General features: G+C 67.2%; 1 protein-coding gene. It reads right to left on the bottom strand.

Features of this window, described 5'->3' with window-relative positions; translation table 11 throughout:
• Positions 1-427: ABC transporter permease subunit (locus U5798_RS36955; protein ID WP_415859535.1), on the bottom strand; the 427-nt coding region annotated here is incomplete at both ends.

Raw genomic sequence — 427 nt, 5'->3', positions numbered from 1 at the left:
ACCGGATCGATGCCCGTGATCCCCTTCGGGCCGTTGGTGATGTTCACCGGACGGTCGAGGTTGTTCATGAAGATCCGGACGATTTCACCGAAGCCGAGCGTCACGATCGCCAGGTAGTCGCCGCGCAGGCGCAGCGTCGGTGCGCCGAGCAGGATCCCGAAGGTCGCCGCCAGCGCCATCGCGATCGGCACGATGATCAGGAACGGGATGTGCAATCCGCCGGGCGCGAGGGCCGCGATCCACTCGAACTGCGAGCTCAGGTGCGGCGAAGACAGCAGCGCCGCGGTGTACGCGCCCACCGCGTAGAACGCGATGTAGCCGAGGTCGAGCAGGCCGGCGAAGCCGACCACCACGTTCAGGCCGAGCGCGAGCATCACGTACAGCATCGCGAAGTCGAGCACGCGGACCCAGTAGTTGCCGCCGGCCG

Origin of the sequence: Burkholderia sp. BCC1972 (assembly GCF_905339605.1) — a bacterium.
GTDB lineage: Bacteria > Pseudomonadota > Gammaproteobacteria > Burkholderiales > Burkholderiaceae > Burkholderia.
This window is presented reverse-complemented; position numbering and strand designations above follow the sequence as displayed.